This window comes from Limibacter armeniacum (assembly GCF_036880985.1).
GTDB lineage: Bacteria > Bacteroidota > Bacteroidia > Cytophagales > Flammeovirgaceae > Limibacter > Limibacter armeniacum.
In genome coordinates this window covers 1559954-1575646 of record NZ_JBAJNO010000008.1, presented here as the reverse complement: position 1 = coordinate 1575646, position 15693 = coordinate 1559954, and the positions used below count along the sequence as shown (strand labels likewise).

The 15693-nt window shown below is 39.7% G+C and carries 14 protein-coding genes; 10 read left to right on the top strand and 4 right to left on the bottom strand.

All coding sequences use genetic code 11. The features are described from left to right. Positions 1-195: 195 nt before the first annotated feature. The 3 genes from yiaA to V6R21_RS12505 all read right to left on the bottom strand — a co-directional run bounded on the left by yiaA (position 196) and on the right by V6R21_RS12505 (position 3344). Positions 196-618: an inner membrane protein YiaA gene (gene yiaA, locus V6R21_RS12515; protein WP_334243956.1), complete on the bottom strand. Its 423-nt coding sequence runs from the start codon at positions 616-618 to the stop codon at positions 196-198. A gap of 133 nt (positions 619-751) precedes the next feature. Further along, positions 752-2008 carry a tetratricopeptide repeat protein gene (locus tag V6R21_RS12510; protein ID WP_334243955.1) on the bottom strand — a complete coding sequence of 419 codons (1257 nt, stop codon included), beginning with the start codon at positions 2006-2008 and terminating at the stop codon, positions 752-754. A 7-nt stretch (positions 2009-2015) separates the two neighbouring features. Beyond that, entirely contained in the window at positions 2016-3344 is a 1329-nt protein-coding gene (locus tag V6R21_RS12505) for an AAA family ATPase (protein WP_334243954.1), read from the bottom strand. 287 nt (positions 3345-3631) lie between these two features. Here V6R21_RS12505 and V6R21_RS12500 point away from each other — a divergent pair, with 287 nt between their 5' ends. From V6R21_RS12500 to V6R21_RS12460, 9 genes are all read left to right on the top strand, one after another. Next, positions 3632-4828 (top strand): MFS transporter, encoded by a 1197-nt coding sequence (locus V6R21_RS12500; RefSeq protein ID WP_334243953.1) that lies wholly within the window; start codon positions 3632-3634, stop codon positions 4826-4828. A gap of 211 nt (positions 4829-5039) precedes the next feature. After that, a complete protein-coding gene (locus tag V6R21_RS12495) occupies positions 5040-5489 on the top strand; it encodes a cold-shock protein (protein WP_334243952.1) in 450 nt (149 codons plus the stop codon). A 295-nt stretch (positions 5490-5784) separates the two neighbouring features. Further along, on the top strand, positions 5785-7629 hold the full coding sequence (locus tag V6R21_RS12490) for a M1 family metallopeptidase (protein ID WP_334243951.1): 1845 nt from the start codon (positions 5785-5787) through the stop codon (positions 7627-7629). A gap of 90 nt (positions 7630-7719) precedes the next feature. After that, complete coding sequence (locus tag V6R21_RS12485; RefSeq protein WP_334243950.1) at positions 7720-8043, top strand: FtsB family cell division protein; 324 nt, start codon at positions 7720-7722, stop codon at positions 8041-8043. 168 nt (positions 8044-8211) lie between these two features. Next, positions 8212-8661, top strand: coding sequence for a MarR family winged helix-turn-helix transcriptional regulator (locus tag V6R21_RS12480; protein ID WP_334243949.1), 450 nt, complete (start codon positions 8212-8214; stop codon positions 8659-8661). Positions 8662-8861: 200 nt separating this feature from the next. Then, positions 8862-9470, top strand: a complete 609-nt coding sequence (locus tag V6R21_RS12475) for a HupE/UreJ family protein (protein ID WP_334243948.1) — start codon at positions 8862-8864, stop codon at positions 9468-9470. 135 nt (positions 9471-9605) lie between these two features. Next, positions 9606-9947, top strand: coding sequence for a hypothetical protein (locus V6R21_RS12470; RefSeq protein WP_334243947.1), 342 nt, complete (start codon positions 9606-9608; stop codon positions 9945-9947). 65 nt (positions 9948-10012) lie between these two features. Then, positions 10013-10642, top strand: coding sequence for a DsbA family protein (locus V6R21_RS12465; RefSeq protein ID WP_334243946.1), 630 nt, complete (start codon positions 10013-10015; stop codon positions 10640-10642). Between the two features lie 407 nt (positions 10643-11049). Next, entirely contained in the window at positions 11050-11670 is a 621-nt protein-coding gene (locus tag V6R21_RS12460; protein WP_334243945.1) for an Abi-alpha family protein, read from the top strand. Between the two features lie 56 nt (positions 11671-11726). Here the strand turns inward: V6R21_RS12460 and rimO are convergent, their stop codons facing one another. Further along, on the bottom strand, positions 11727-13043 hold the full coding sequence (gene rimO / locus V6R21_RS12455) for a 30S ribosomal protein S12 methylthiotransferase RimO (RefSeq protein ID WP_334243944.1): 1317 nt from the start codon (positions 13041-13043) through the stop codon (positions 11727-11729). Between the two features lie 380 nt (positions 13044-13423). Here rimO and V6R21_RS12450 point away from each other — a divergent pair, with 380 nt between their 5' ends. After that, positions 13424-15661: a sensor histidine kinase gene (locus tag V6R21_RS12450; protein WP_334243943.1), complete on the top strand. Its 2238-nt coding sequence runs from the start codon at positions 13424-13426 to the stop codon at positions 15659-15661. Positions 15662-15693: the final 32 nt, after the last annotated feature.

Below are 15693 nucleotides of genomic sequence, written 5' to 3'. Positions count from 1 at the left end.
ACATATAAAATACCATACCAAAATCACCTGAAAATATAATTTTTACACATTCTTAATATACCAATGCTACAGCCAACCTATTTGGGGTTCCAAAACACCAATTTCGTTATATCAAAAGCCTCATTTCGACCCACAAAAAAACGGAAGCCATAAGCTTCCGTTCCTGTTATATGATCTGAGCGTTTCAAAACAATTTTACTCAAAAGTAATCTTGTCTTCCTTCTGCTTAGTCTGTAACTGAGCACTGTCCCGAGTATTTTTTTGTACGGCTATGGCTCCAAACAACGACAGCAAAAATGAAAAAGCATAAAACCCTTTTTCACTTGGCAATAACGTAGCGTTCCATAATCCGACTATCAGTAATCCAATGGAAATAATGGTCGAAAACCAACTGATACCATAGTATATTTCAGTTACAGGAATTCCTTCCATTTTATCCCTAACACTTTTTTGGACTGAGACTACAGCAAACAAACCAAACATAAGCACTATAAAATAATAGCCTTTTTCATTCAGTTCCATTTCTGCTCTCCACAATCCTACAAGATAGCCTACCATACCAATCACAAGTGCAGCCCAAGAAGCCGCTATGAATGCATTTGATGGTTTTTGGGTCATAGTATTTTGATTTATGATAAAAAATAGTTGTCATAGCAATTCTCAATACCTGACAACATAAACTTTAATTCTTAGCCTCTATCTAAACGGGAAAAGCTTAGTTAGGTTATGAATCTTAGTATTTCAATACTTCTCAATCCAGGTAACCACTATAAAACTGATATCCTAGAAAAACCCAAGCTACCTTGTCAAATATTAGCCCACCATACGCTGGGAGCAGAAAAGTACAAAAGCTAACTATCCCTACCAAGATACCTAACACTGTTGCTGCCCGCCTGATCTTTCGGTTTCTTCTCTCTGCGCCATCAATGGTCAAATCCCCTACCACTTTGATAAAAGCAATGGCACAGCACATATGTATAAAACCAATATTATAGAAATAGGCACTGGCAGAAAGCCCCCAAACTACTGCTCCAACGAAAGCAATAACTATCAAGACAGCCGTCCAATTGGATAGTTTCACTTCTTTTTCACTCAATAGATACTTCCCGCTTGGATGAAACCTTAACATCAAATTTGAGATAGGTGATATCAGCCAAGTAACCAATGCAAATATCATATAGGTCGTAACCAGGATTGTAGGCAAAGGCTCTATAAAAGTCAAATGCTCCTTATTTCGATTGATTATCAGCATCAGAAAATAGGCTCCAATCAGAATCCCCCAACTTACACTGGGCTTGAGGTTAGAGAGCCAAAAGGAAAAGCTCAGCCACCAACTATAGAATATATTCTGGGCTTTGATGGCATTTTTCATCCCCCTCTTAGCCATTTCTGACTCAGGATCCAGCTTTAGAGCTTCCTCAAAACTTTTAAGCGCTTCAGCATACTGCCTTTTTTCCAACTGGTTGTAACCAATATTGATAAATGTAAAGCTGTTTTCAGGGTCTTCACTCAGTGCTTCCTTCACCGTTTCAAAACTCTCATCATGCCTGTCTAACTTATGTAGCGCCCTAGCCCTGAAGTTAAGACAGTCCACACAGCTTGCATCCAATGACAGCCCTTTATTGGCAGCTTCCAGACTACCTTCAAAATCTGCTTTTTGATACAACAACTCTGCTTTCAATGAAAAAAGCTGGGAAAAGTAAGGCGTAATGGCTATTGCATTCTCCAACGTTTTCAAGGCCTCCTTTTCACGATGGTCTGCTGTAAGGCAAATTGCTTTCAGGTACAATGAGAAACTATCCATTGGGTCTGTTCTCACTGCTGTTTCTGACACTTCCAGCGCTTCTACAATTCTGTCCTGTCCTACTAATGCCCGTATCAGCAACTGCATTGCCTCTACATTCTCTGGTTCTATTGAGATCGCTTCTCTTGCTTCCTTTTCTGCTTCTTTGAATTTGTTCTGCTCTATTAAAACAAGAGCGTATTTCAGGTTCTGTGCAGCATCCATGGGTTATTTATTTCTTAATCTTCAAGTACTGTAAAATATCATCATAAATACCCGACTCATTGGCATACAACGCATAGTTTCGGGCGGTTACAAACCACTCTTTAGTAGATGGCTTCACCTGTTTCAGTTGGCTTAACAGGTCTTTGGTTGACAGCGGGTCAGGTACACCCGACTTCATCGCCTCTCTGATCTTATCTTCTACAGCTAAATCAATCAAGGCAGCGATATCAGCACCTGAATAGTTATCTGTTTTCTTGGCAATCTTGCCATAGTCAATATCTCCTACGGGCTTCCCTGTCAGAGATACCTTCAGAATGTCTTCCCTTGCAGCCGCATCAGGTGGTGACACGAAAATAATTCGATCAAACCTGCCTGGTCTTCTAAATGCAGCATCCAGATGCCAAGGCGCATTTGTTGCCCCTAAAATCAGGACACCATCATTATTGGTCTGTACACCATCCAACTCAGACAAAAACTGATTGATCAAATTCCTACCAGCTGAGGTTTTCAAGTCGCTTCTGCTTGCACCCAAAGCATCTACTTCATCAAAAAACAGTACACAAGGAGCCATAGCCCTTGCCTCTTCAAAATACCTATGCAGGTTTCTTTCACTGTTACCGATGTACATGTCAAGGATATCATTCAATCCTACAGAAAGGAAGTTGGCATTGATTTCTCCTGCTGTTGCCCTTGCCAAATGCGTCTTACCACAACCTGGAGGTCCATAAAGAAGAATTCCGCCGCCTATTTTCTTACCATAAGCCGCATACAAATCACCATGTTTCAGTGGATGAATAATCTTGACCCTGATTTCCTCCTTCTCCTTTTCCATTCCTCCTACATGCTCAAAAGTCACTTTACCCTCTTTTCCTGAGGACAGAATCGTTTCCTCAATTTCTTCCCCAAAAGATTTGTCAGAAACCGCTTCTCCGTGTTGAGGCATCTTAACTGCTTCTTCCAACGCTTTATCACTTACCTGCTCATTGAGTGATTTAGCGTGCTGATATGCTTTTGATGCTTTAACCAAGTCGTCTTCTTTTAGATAGAGTTTGGCTTGCAATACCCATACTTCCGCCTCTTCAGAATACTGTTGAAGCAATTCCTCCAAGATCACTGAAGCAATACTCACGTCACCTTTCTCCAAGTAGCATTTCCCCAGCCACAACTTGTATTTCCAATTGGTTTCATCTTTTGAAATCAGTGTAATCAGCATGGAGATAGCTTCGTCGTATTGGGCTTCCTTTATCAGCTCCTGAATCAGAATGACCTTGAGGTATTCGTTATCGGGAGAGGCACTCAGTGCTTCTTTGAAGCTTTTGATTCTGTCTTGATCCATTGATTGTCTGTTTGGTTGATAGTTTTTGTACTTTCCTACATGTATAGCTTTCAATAAAGTCACAGCTGACTTGCTGATTGAAAAATATCGAAAACAATTCTTTGATTGGATTTATTATATTTTAGCTAACGAAAAAATATATACGTTAAAAAGCTTGAACTGCTATTTACATATAATAAGGGATTAAATCCATCTCATTTGCCAATAAGTGGCTACTTATTGACAAACCATCAATAGGATTATTATTAGATTGACCCAATATGTATTTGTTGAAAACTCCTGCTCCCATGAAAGACCGTAAATGGATATTACCCTTAATTGTGATAGCCCAATTCTGTTGTACCTCCCTTTGGTTTGCAGGAAATGGGGTAATGACCGACTTATCGAAAAGCTTTGGCTTAGATAGCCAAGCCTTGGGACATCTGACTTCTGCTGTACAGTTTGGCTTTATTTCAGGCACCTTGGTATTTGCCTTTTTGACGATTGCTGATCGATTTTCTCCGTCCCGGGTGTTCTTTGTTTGTGCTATCTTGGGAGCTATATTCAACTTGGGCGTTATTTGGGATGGAAACAGTTTTGGCAGCCTGTTCATTATCCGGTTTCTAACGGGCTTTACATTAGCGGGCATATACCCAGTAGGAATGAAAATAGCAGCCGATTATTTCCAAAAAGGCTTAGGTAAGTCGTTAGGTTTTTTGGTCGGGGCATTAGTACTTGGAACAGCCTTCCCTCACCTACTCAAAAACTTTACAGGTGACCTACCTTGGCGATTTGTCATATTCTTTACCTCTGCAATAGCTGCCATGGGTGGAGTTCTGATGTTACTATTCGTCCCTGATGGTCCCTATAGGTCTGGCAGTCAGCAACTAGATTTATCCTTACTCTTCAAGGTGTTCAATAGCAAACCCTTCCAATCTGCTGCATTTGGATATTTTGGACACATGTGGGAGTTATATGCATTTTGGGCGTTTGTTCCTGTAATGCTTCAGTCGTTTCAAAAAGTCCACCCAGAAAGCGCTTTAAATATACCTTTGCTTTCCTTTCTGATTATAGGGTTGGGAGGTCTGGCGTGTATGGTTGGGGGATATATTTCTGAATCTGTCGGAGTTAAGAAAACCGCATTTTACGCCTTACTTTTATCTTGCCTATGCTGCTTGACCTCTCCTGTTATCTTTTACATGAACTCAAGTGCAGTCCTAATCTCATTCCTTATTTTCTGGGGACTAGTCGTCATTGCAGATTCACCACTGTTTTCGACCTTGGTTGCTCAAAATGCCACTGCGTCCTCTAAAGGCACCGCCCTTACAATTGTCAACTGCCTTGGGTTTGCCATTACAATTGTCAGCATACAACTGATCAGTTTGCTCCATGAAACTATTGACGCAAAATTTCTATATGTCTTCCTTGCGGTGGGTCCCATACTTGGTTTAATCAGTCTTTCGGCAAAAAATCAAGAGCAAAGCACTTCAAAAAACCTAAAATGATGTCTCTTAACAGTAAAAAACGATGGAAATTGAGTCGTTCCAATTAATTATTGTACCTTTGCTAAATAAGGTACCAACAAGTAAGCACTTCTCAGGTCAAACCCCTTCGGATATTCCTGCCAAGTTCCTTTCCTATTTTAGGTATTCAATCTATTGCAGTGCGATGCTGCATTCTCATCTATTCATTAATTTTTAATTAAACATTTACTGCATGGGCAGATCTCAAGAAACATTTAGCAAGAAAGAAAAAGAAAAAAAACGTCAGAAAAAACGTCAGGAAAAAGAAAAGAAACGCGAAGAGCGCAAAGCCAACTCACAAGGTGGTAGCTTGGAGAGCATGATGGCATATGTAGACGAATATGGAAATATCGTTGACACTCCGCCAGATCCATCTCAGAAAGAAGAAATTGATCCAGAATCAATCTCTATTGGCGTTCCTCAAAAGTCTGAAGAAGACGAAGACCCGACAATGACAGGTAGGGTTGAATTTTTCAACCACAACAAAGGATTCGGATTTATCAAAGAGCGCGATACAAAAGAAAAATATTTCGTTCATGTCAATGGCTTGATAGACCAAATTGACGAAGGAGATATAGTTTCTTTCGAACTTGAAAAAGGTTTGAAAGGAATGAATGCTGTTCGCGTCACAAAAATAAAGTAACGGTATAAGTTCGCTTCTGGTCTTCGGAAAAGATGCGCTTACACTGTTTGCAAAAAAGGTTTTAGAAGACACTCAATGTTTTCTAAAACCTTTTTTTATTGTCAATCCTGTCTTGCTATTCATCCTGCTATCCATCCGTACAACCATTTTTTTCACCTTTCTTATGTTTTGGATTTATCCTCCATACAATTTTATTTATTTTTGATTTTCTGATACTAAATCAAGTTAAACCAAACCTTGCTGTTTCATTCAGGAAGTGGCTAGTCAATTTTTCAGGAACAATTAAAAATAAATCATGAGAAAAACATTTTTTACGCTTGTCTCCTTACTGATCGTAAGTGTTGCATTCGCACAACCAGACAGATGGCAGCAACGTGCTGACTACACAATGGAAGTGGATATGGATGTAAACACACACCGTTTCACAGGAAAACAAGAGATTGTATATACCAACAACTCTCCTGACACATTGAGTAGGGTATTCTACCACCTGTACTTCAATGCATTCCAGCCTAACAGTATGATGGATGTTCGTTCAAGAACAATCAAAGATCCAGACAGAAGAGTTGGTGACAGAATTTCTAAGCTAAGTCCTGAAGAAATTGGCTACCAGAAAATCGTTTCACTTAAGCAAAATGGCAAGGCGATTCAGTATCAAGTAGTAGGTACAGTACTGGAAGTTACGTTGAACAAGCCAATCATGCCGAATAGCAAAGTAACATTCAATATGGAATTTGAAGGTCAGGTACCTGTTCAGATTCGTCGTTCAGGTCGTAACAGCAGCGAAGGTGTAGCTTACTCAATGACACAATGGTACCCTAAACTGGCTGAGTACGATTACCAAGGATGGCATGCAGACCCTTACGTTGGTAGAGAGTTCTACTCTCCTTGGGGTGACTACGATGTGAAACTGACAATGAACGCTGACTATGTAGTAGCTTCAACTGGTTATATCCAAAATGCAAAAGAAGTAGGCCACGGATACAATGGTGATGCTGAAAGCTCTCCTAAAAACGGTAAGCTTACATGGCACTTCAAAGCACCAAACGTGCACGATTTCTCTTGGGCAGCAGACCCTGAGTACAACCACAAGGTGGTAAAAGCTACCAACGGTCCTGAAATGCACTTCTTCTGGAAGAAAGACCAAGGGATTGACAAAGAGTGGGAACAGCTTCCTGGTTTTATGGACAAAGTATTTGCTTACCTGAATACACGTCTTGGTAACTACCCATATGATGTTTACAGCTTTGTACAAGGCGGTGACGGCGGTATGGAGTACGGTATGATGACTTTGATTACAGGTCAGCGTAATATCAACAGCCTTGTTGGTGTATCTACACACGAACTGATCCACAGCTGGTTCCAGTTTATCCTTGCTACAAACGAGAGTCTTCATGAATGGATGGACGAGGGTTTCAACTCTTATGTTGGCAATGAGGTAGACCGTTATGTGCTGGATATGGGAGAAGATACTCATGCAGGTTCTTACAGAAACTATTTCTATCTGGTTGACTCTGGTGAGGAAGAACCACTAAGCACACATGCAGACCACTACAATACCAACCGTAACTATGGTATCGCTGCTTACTCTAAAGGCGCTGTTTACTTGCACCAATTGAGCTACGTAGTTGGTCAAAAAGCTTTTGACGAAGGCATGAAGCGTTATTATGCTGAATGGAAGTTTAAGCACCCTAATCCAAATGACTTTATCCGCATCATGGAGAGAGTTTCAGGCTTGGAACTGGATTGGTACAACGAGTACTTCGTTTATACAACCAAAACAATTGATTATGGTATCAAAAATGTGAATATCAAAGGAAATGATACTTACATCACACTTGAAAGAGTAGGTAAAATGCCAATGCCTATCGACCTATTGGTAGAGTATGAAGACGGTAGCTCAGAAATGTTCTATATCCCACTGCAAATCATGCGTGGCGAAAAAGCCAATGAGGACGAAAGCATCAACAGAACAGTAAAAGAAGACTGGCCTTGGACGCACCCTCATTATACAATTGAAGTAAAAGGAAAAGCGGTCAAGTCAGCTACAATAGATCCTTCAGGTCGTATGGCTGATGTCGATCAAGAAAACAATACATACCAAATACCTGTCACTTTCAAAACTGGAGCAGGTATCTAAACCGTAACCGGAAGCAATGGTATAAAATACAGACCTCCGGTAACCTTAAAGCCGGAGGTCTGAATTGTTTCACAGAAACCCATTTTAAGAATGAAAATGAAACGCAACAAACCAATACCTCCTTATGTCAAATACTTGAAGAATATCTATGTTATAACTGGCACTTTTTTCATAGTATGGGTTTCCTTTTTTGACAACAACAACCTGCTTAGTATCAATCGCCTAAAAGAACGAGAAAAGGGGCTTCAGGAACAAAAGGTCTATTACGAAGAAGAGATCAAAGCACTGGAGAAGAATATGAAAGAACTTTCGAGTGACCCTGACAAACTTGAGAAGTTTGCCAGAGAGAAATACCTATTCAAAAGATCGGGAGAAGATGTCTATATCGTTAAGGATGCAGATGAGCAGGAATAACTGTTCCAACGCCATTTGTTGACACTTCGCAAACATTCTTTACCAAATCTTTGTATTTTAATTAGAACTTCATTGTCAACAAACTTCGGATTTTTCTCCGCAAGCGGATTGCCAGAAATATGAAACAACTACTTACACTTACTTTTTTATTTTTAATGATTTGATGATATGGAAATTGCTAAGGAGATAAAGCAAAAAGAATTCAAGGATGAATGGCAAAAACTCAGTGTAAACCTGACTTTCACACATGGTTGGGCTATGGGCAAACTGAAAGATTACTTCAATCAGTTTGACATCACACTTCAGCAATTCAATATCCTGCGTATTCTTAAAGGGCAATACCCTTCCCCTATCAGTACTTCAATCATTCGGGACAGAATGATTGACAAGATGTCTGACACTTCCCGACTTGTGGACAGACTTAGCAAAAAAGGACTCGTAGAAAGAGAAACTTGTAAAACAGACAGAAGACTGGTAGATGTGATTATTTCACAGGCTGGTCTCGATCTTCTCGAAACAGTAGACAAGCAGTATCAAGCACTGATTGGGATTTACAACAACCTTTCAGAAGAGGAAGCTAAACAGCTGAACATGCTGCTGGATAAACTAAGAGATTGATATTATAAGTTTCCCAAAAGCTAAATGTATTGAATTCAATAATTTGGAGAGAAGCCACCTTTGGTTTCTCTCTTTTTTTGATCTGCCAACACTAACTTTATTAACCTTTTTTCAAAACTCAGAGAGGATGTAACACCTATTTTTAACTATATTGCATTTAATTATTTTAATATTATTTATCACTTTTCCAAAAACTCTACATGTCATCCCTTAGCATCTACATTCAACTTGGCCTTGAGCATATCACAGACGTCAATGGATATGACCATATTCTGTTCATCATGGCATTGATGGCGGTCTTCAATTTTACAGATACTAAGAAAATCCTGATTCTGGTTACAGCCTTTACACTAGGACATTCCATCACATTGGCATTGGCATCCCTTAAGTTTGTTCAGGTTAATACTGCATGGGTAGAGTTTTTGATTCCTGTTACGATCCTTCTGACAGGCATTGGCAATATTTTCCACAATTCTCCATCTGCCAATACCTATGGCAGAAGTATTCAGAGATCTCAAAGCAACAAGCTCCGCTATATCATTACGGTACTGTTCGGACTAATTCACGGATTGGGCTTTTCCAACTTCCTCTCACCAATGATTGACAAGAATGAAAGCATCCTTTTCCCACTTCTTTCATTCAATATCGGTTTGGAACTGGGACAAATTGCCATCGTTTTGGTTGTAATCCTTGCCAACTTTGTCTTGGTAGGCTTGGCTAGGCTGACAGAAAGAGACTGGAATATGTTAATCAGTGGTGCGACTGGCAGTATCTCAATCTTATTGATTGCTGAAAGAATTCCATTCTAAGCTGGAAAAGCAAAACTAGATAGACATTGCCTTGAGGAGTTCAGTTTCTTCAAGGCTTTTTATTTGCCATTTCCACACTGTTTACAATTGCCTATTCTATTTTTGAGTCTGAAATTAGATTCGACTGACATCCGTATGAAAAAACTGCTTCTCAAACTTTCGGCTACAGAGTTCCGTTTCCTTCAGAATTTGCTGCTTAACTTCGTTACGCACTACCGTTATGAAATGCCTGACCGTATTGACCATCAGCTTTTCATTGAGCTTTATCAAAGCAAATTCAACATCAGTATGGTGGAAGGTCATAAGGTACACCGAATGCACATCCCCCGTTCTACTGTATTGGCATTGCATCAGTATCTGGAAGGGATTCCATTAGCCAATGAAGCGGCAAATATCCGTGACCACCTTTACAATATACTGGATAAGTACCTTCAGGACACTGCTGTAGTTGCTGGCGACAACTCTTTTGAGGAATAGCAAATTGAACAAGATGTAACTGTAATTGTTTTAATAGGTAACTGTCTGACCAAAACGAGATAAAAATGATAGCAAACAACACTTTACTATATATTGGGGACCCTCTGTGCTCGTGGTGTTATGGTATCATCCCTGAAATAAAAAAGCTGAAGGATTACTTTGGCGACCAGTTTGACTTCAAAATAGCTTTAGGAGGACTCAGAAGAGGCGAAACTACCCCAATGGGACAACCACTCAAGCAGCAAGTCAAAAAACACTGGGTACATGTTCATGAATCTTCAGGAATGCCTTTTGACTTTGAACTACTCAACACGGAGAAGAGCTTTGTCTATGATACAGAAAAGCCCTGCAGAGCGGTTGTCACCTTCAGAATGTTCAATGAAGAGCAGTCTTTTTCTTTCTTCAAGGATGTTCAGAAAGCTTTTTATGCTGAAGGAAAAGATACCAACGACTTATCCACCTATAAATCCATCGTTGAGAAGTATGGCGTCGACTTTGAACAGTTCTCCGCATTATTCAATTCGGATGAAATCAGAAAAGAAACACGTGATGAGTTTCTATGGGTTGAGAAAATTGGTGTAAAAAGTTTCCCGACTATTGCCCTTATGCATAACGACACTTTATATGCCATTACAATTGGGTATCGAAAGTTTGAAGTCATGAAAGCCATTACTGAGAAAATTCTGGCTGAATAAACACAAAAAAAGCGAGCTGTGAATGTCTCACGCTCGCTTTTGATGTTGGCAGACTTGTAAAACTGTATGATTAGTATGCAGTCAGTTAGATTCTGCTTTATAATATTATTACTTACGATAAGGGTTATTTTCATTCACCCTTACTGGAACTGGCTTGACTTCTACTTTTTTTCCTCCTGAAGCCATAAACCACAGAAGGCTTCCCGCAAAGATAAAAGGCATGCTGATGAGGGTTATTCCTATTATTTGCTCCATATCTTAATATTTACAGTAGATAAGTGTAATATTGTCATTTATCACAATATAATGTTTTAGTTTAAACTTCAAAACCATTCAATTGATTATACTTCAGAAAGGTTTATGTTTGCAGGAATTATCCTCCATTAGGATTCAAATTGTATAATACGATGCCAAGCAGTCAGTCACTAATTTTTATTCAGAACATCGTTGAAGCTCCTTCAAGAACATTTCACTCTTTTGCTCAGTGGCGTGAAGACAATCAGGAAACCGTTCTGACACGGACCATGCAATTGATTAGAGAGTTTGGGATACCTCTCAGAAAAATTCAACTGAAAACGCTTAATGCGTTCTTGGAACATTGCAGCTTTGAATATGATGAAAGGGTACAGGAAAAATGGGCAGTACTACTAGCCAATGCGGTTACTGCTACCAATCAGATCAAGAGTCATTACACTTTTATGGAGCTATTGAGACAGCTTTCCTATGAAGAATTGAAGATGCTTGACTTCCTGTTTGAAGACTCTTTCATTCAGTTCAACAACGAACGTACGTTTTTCAATAAAGCTTTCTTTCTTCAAGTGTATGTCAATGAATTGCACATGTCCTATCAGGATGCAGAAATCGCCTTGGAAAATATTCACCGTTTAGGCTTGCTTGAATATGCAAGACCTAAGATTGACCAATCCAAATGGCTTACAGAGCAGGAACCTGAGATCCTCTATCCTGCTAATATCAGACTAAGCTTACTGGGGATGTATTTTACAAGAGAGTGTAACCAACTGGTATAAAAAAAGGGTTCTGAAATTAAACCAGAACCCTTTTTACTTTTATATCAAGTATTGAATCAATCCACAAGTTCACCATAAAGGTCAAATTCCGAGGCATCTGTAATTTTTACGTTAGCAAAATCACCGATTCTGATATAAGTATTCTCCTCAATAGGTACCAGTACTTCGTTGTCTACCTCTGGAGAGTCAAACTCTGTACGCCCCACATAGTAGCCACTTTCGATTCTGTCAAACAAAACCTTCTGTATTGTCCCGATTTTCTCTTCGTTAATCTCTCTTGAAATGCCTTCCTGCAAGTCCATCACCATATTGGCACGCTCCTGCTTCACTTCCTCAGGGACATTGTCTTCCATAGTACCCGCATGCGTATTATCCTCATGAGAGTAAGTAAATACACCCAGACGCTCAAATCTCATGCGCTCTACAAAGCTCAACATCTCTTCAAAGTCCTCTTCTGTCTCACCAGGGTGACCAGTGATAAGTGTCGTACGAATGGCAATATTTGGAACCTTTTCACGGATCTTGTGAATCAGCGCTTCCGTTTTCTCACGGGTAGTACCACGGCGCATGATTTTCAACATGTTTGTAGAACCGTGCTGCAACGGAATATCCAAGTAGGCACAAATGTTTGGCTTTTCAGCCATTACATCCAAAATGTCTTCAGGGAACCCTGTCGGGAATGCATAGTGCAGTCTGATCCACTCAATTCCTTCCACTTCAGAAAGCTTTTCAAGCAACTCAGCAAGGTTTCGCTTACCATAAAGATCCAGTCCATAGTATGTTGAATCCTGTGCAATCAGCAAAAGCTCTTTCACACCTTTAGCAGCCAAGTTTTCAGCCTGAGAAACCAATGTCTCGATCGGCGTGGAAACGTGCTTACCACGCATCAATGGAATAGCACAGAATGAACATGGTCTATCACATCCTTCTGCAATTTTCAGGTAAGCATAATGAGAGTCTGTAGTAATCAGACGCTCACCCAAAAGCTCTTTCTTATAGTCAGCATTCAGTGCCTTCAGCAAGTTTGGAACTTCTCTTGTGCCAAAAAATGCATCCACCTCTGGAATATCTTTTACCAGATCTTCCTTGTAACGCTCAGACAAACAACCAGAAACATATACCTTATCCACTAGGCCTTCTGTCTTGGCTTGTGCATAACGTAAAATCGTATCAATAGACTCTTGTTTGGCGCTGTCAATAAAACCGCAGGTATTAATCAGGACAATATTGGCAGAATCATCTTCTGCTTCGTGTGTTACCTCAATATCGTTGCCTTTCAGCTGTGTCATGATCACTTCGGAATCCACCAGGTTTTTGGAACAACCGAGCGTGATAATGTTCACTTTATTTTTCTTAAGTGTTCTCGCTTTCAAAGTAATATCGTTTTGTCAGAGAATGTCCTCAGCCATAATAGCCTGCAAAAGTACAGCTTTTACGTTGCTTCAACAAATCCACCTCCAACACAGTTCTTTATTTCACAATCCTTATTTAAACATTCCCTATTATTTATATAATATTTACATAATTTTGTTAGCAGTTCTTCGGTTGGTATAGTTACAAACTACTTTGTAAGTCAAGTCCATAATAGTTTTATAGTACTTGGAAATATGCCGAAACAGCAAGAATCAGAAGAGCATCAACGTACTTTTAAGGGATAAATGGTTAAATTGATTAAGGCATTTTGCGAATATTTCCTACTTATGCCCACCCGTTTCATGACCATTTGCTCTACCTGATGCAAGACAAACAAACTATGAGTATAGATAGAGGAAATAAAAAAGGAGAAACACTTACCCGTGCTGTATTTATTCCAGTGATTTCACTTGTAAGTATTGCAATCTTACTGATTGTCGGTATGTGGAGTATCAATGAAATTAGAAACTTCCAGCACGAAACAGGTCAACTCCAATACGATCTAGTTGAAAGACAAAAAAAGTTGGTCAAAGAAGAGGTTGACAATACCATTGCCTACATCAAAGATCAGCAAAAACGAAATATTGAATACCTAAGGGCTGTACTCCAAAAGCGGGTTGAAATTGCCTATAACCTTGTGGATAATGTTTACAAGGAATATCATGGCAAGAAAAGTGACGACGAGCTAAGAAATATTGTCAAAACCTCTCTCTCCTCTGTTCAATTCAGCGAAGGACGAGGCTACTATGTATTGGCACGTACAAGCAAAGAAATCATCCTGAACAAGACCATCCCTGAGCTGAATGAGACCAGTACATTCAAAGTGCACACAAAAGAGGGACTTGCCCTTATTGATGAAATGATTCGCATTGGCAAGGAAAAAGGAGAAGGCTTTCACAGCTACCTTTGGAAAAAGCCAAACTCTGCCCCTGACAAGGTTTTCCCTAAATATTCATTTGTCAAATATTTTGAACCACTCGACTTACTTATCATTACAGGAGAATACCTTGACGATGTACAGCACGACCTCAAACACAGTATCCTAGAACGTTTAGCTTCCATCTCCTTTGGTGATGATGGTTATATCTTTGTACACGAGGGAAACCACTCTATCCTTCAAGAAAACAGGGTGCTGATCAACAACCCAATTGACATCTCTAATTTTGTTGTCTTTGACGATCATGGTAATGAGACGCTGATAGCAGATACCAAGTCGCTTTCCAAAGGATCTTTCTATTACTACAAGTATCAAAGACCTAAGCAGAAAGAACTGGTCAATAAAATTTCCTATATCAATATTTTTCCTGAATGGAATTGGGTTGTAGGTGCCGGTGTTTACACCGATGTACTTGATGTAGCCATCGCTGAAAAGAAAAAGGAACTCAATAATAATGTCAGTAAAGATATCATAAAGATTGTGCTGGTTGCCATTGCTTTGATAGCTGTATTATGGTGGCAAATTAAGCGAGTAACCGACAACGTCAGCAGAAGTTTGAATGAGTTTGCCCGCTTCTTTGAAAAGGCATCAAAGGACCATGTCAAAATTGACGAGGAAAGATTGTTTTATGATGATTTCCGCTCCTTATCTCAAATGGCTAACAAGATGTTAAGCGAACGGGAAAAGGATAAACAGGAATTGCAGTATGCCTATAATGAGATTCAGACATCAGAAGAAGAGCTAAGGCAACAATCCGAAAGCCTTCAAATGACCAATGAACATTTGCATCAGGTATTGAAAGACCTGAAGCAAACCCAAGCTCAGTTGATCAACTCTGAAAAGATGGCTTCTCTAGGTCAATTGACAGCCGGTATCGCCCATGAGATCAACAACCCTATCAACTTTGTCAGCTCCAATATCACACCGCTGAAGGAAGATATGGATGACTTGATTCAATTGATCAACCGAGTAAAAGCATTGGATAGCAATGGCAACATCAACCAACAGCTAGCCGACATTGAATCATTTTCTCAGAAAATTGAACTGGAAGTCATTATCCAAGAGTTAAGTGACCTGATTAAAGGAATAGAGGAAGGTGCTGAGCGAACCAAGAATATCGTACAAGGGCTACGTAACTTCTCAAGAATGGATGAAGAGGATTTTAAGCTTGCTGACATTCACGAAGGGCTTGAGTCTACCCTGACCATCCTCAACAACAAAATCAGGAAAAAGAATATTACGGTTGAAAAAGATTACGGCGACTTACCTAAAATCGAGTGCTTACCTGGTAAACTGAATCAGGTATTTATGAATATTGTCAATAATGCAATTCAGGCGCTTGAGGATGAAAATGGGCATATCTATATCAGTACTTTATACAATTCCAGAGCCCAGAAAGTTTGCATCAGGTTCAAGGATAATGGTCAGGGAATACCCCGTTCCATTCTAGACAAGGTTTTCGAGCCTTTCTTTACGACCAAAGATGTAGGAGAAGGAACAGGGCTAGGACTCTCCATTTCATATGGTATCGTACAGCAACATCATGGTATCATTGCAGTAGAGTCTCAACTGAGAACTACTGAAAACCCGAACTCATATACTGTTTTCGAAATCATGTTACCTGTTACACAACCTAAGTAAGCATTGTAATTATTTTACTATAAAAAAGCCCT

What these genes read in the sequence shown, in the direction of transcription:
- V6R21_RS12460 (WP_334243945.1), top strand. Translation starts at nt 11,050, where the DNA reads ATGCCAAGCAGTCAGTCACTAATTTTTATTCAGAACATCGTTGAAGCT.
- V6R21_RS12495 (WP_334243952.1), top strand. Translation starts at nt 5,040, where the DNA reads ATGGGCAGATCTCAAGAAACATTTAGCAAGAAAGAAAAAGAAAAAAAA.
- V6R21_RS12505 (WP_334243954.1), bottom strand. Translation starts at nt 3,344, where the DNA reads ATGGATCAAGACAGAATCAAAAGCTTCAAAGAAGCACTGAGTGCCTCT.
- V6R21_RS12480 (WP_334243949.1), top strand. Translation starts at nt 8,212, where the DNA reads ATGGAAATTGCTAAGGAGATAAAGCAAAAAGAATTCAAGGATGAATGG.
- V6R21_RS12475 (WP_334243948.1), top strand. Translation starts at nt 8,862, where the DNA reads ATGTCATCCCTTAGCATCTACATTCAACTTGGCCTTGAGCATATCACA.
- yiaA (WP_334243956.1), bottom strand. Translation starts at nt 618, where the DNA reads ATGACCCAAAAACCATCAAATGCATTCATAGCGGCTTCTTGGGCTGCA.
- V6R21_RS12510 (WP_334243955.1), bottom strand. Translation starts at nt 2,008, where the DNA reads ATGGATGCTGCACAGAACCTGAAATACGCTCTTGTTTTAATAGAGCAG.
- V6R21_RS12470 (WP_334243947.1), top strand. Translation starts at nt 9,606, where the DNA reads ATGAAAAAACTGCTTCTCAAACTTTCGGCTACAGAGTTCCGTTTCCTT.
- V6R21_RS12485 (WP_334243950.1), top strand. Translation starts at nt 7,720, where the DNA reads ATGAAAATGAAACGCAACAAACCAATACCTCCTTATGTCAAATACTTG.
- V6R21_RS12465 (WP_334243946.1), top strand. Translation starts at nt 10,013, where the DNA reads ATGATAGCAAACAACACTTTACTATATATTGGGGACCCTCTGTGCTCG.
- V6R21_RS12490 (WP_334243951.1), top strand. Translation starts at nt 5,785, where the DNA reads ATGAGAAAAACATTTTTTACGCTTGTCTCCTTACTGATCGTAAGTGTT.
- V6R21_RS12450 (WP_334243943.1), top strand. Translation starts at nt 13,424, where the DNA reads ATGAGTATAGATAGAGGAAATAAAAAAGGAGAAACACTTACCCGTGCT.
- V6R21_RS12500 (WP_334243953.1), top strand. Translation starts at nt 3,632, where the DNA reads ATGAAAGACCGTAAATGGATATTACCCTTAATTGTGATAGCCCAATTC.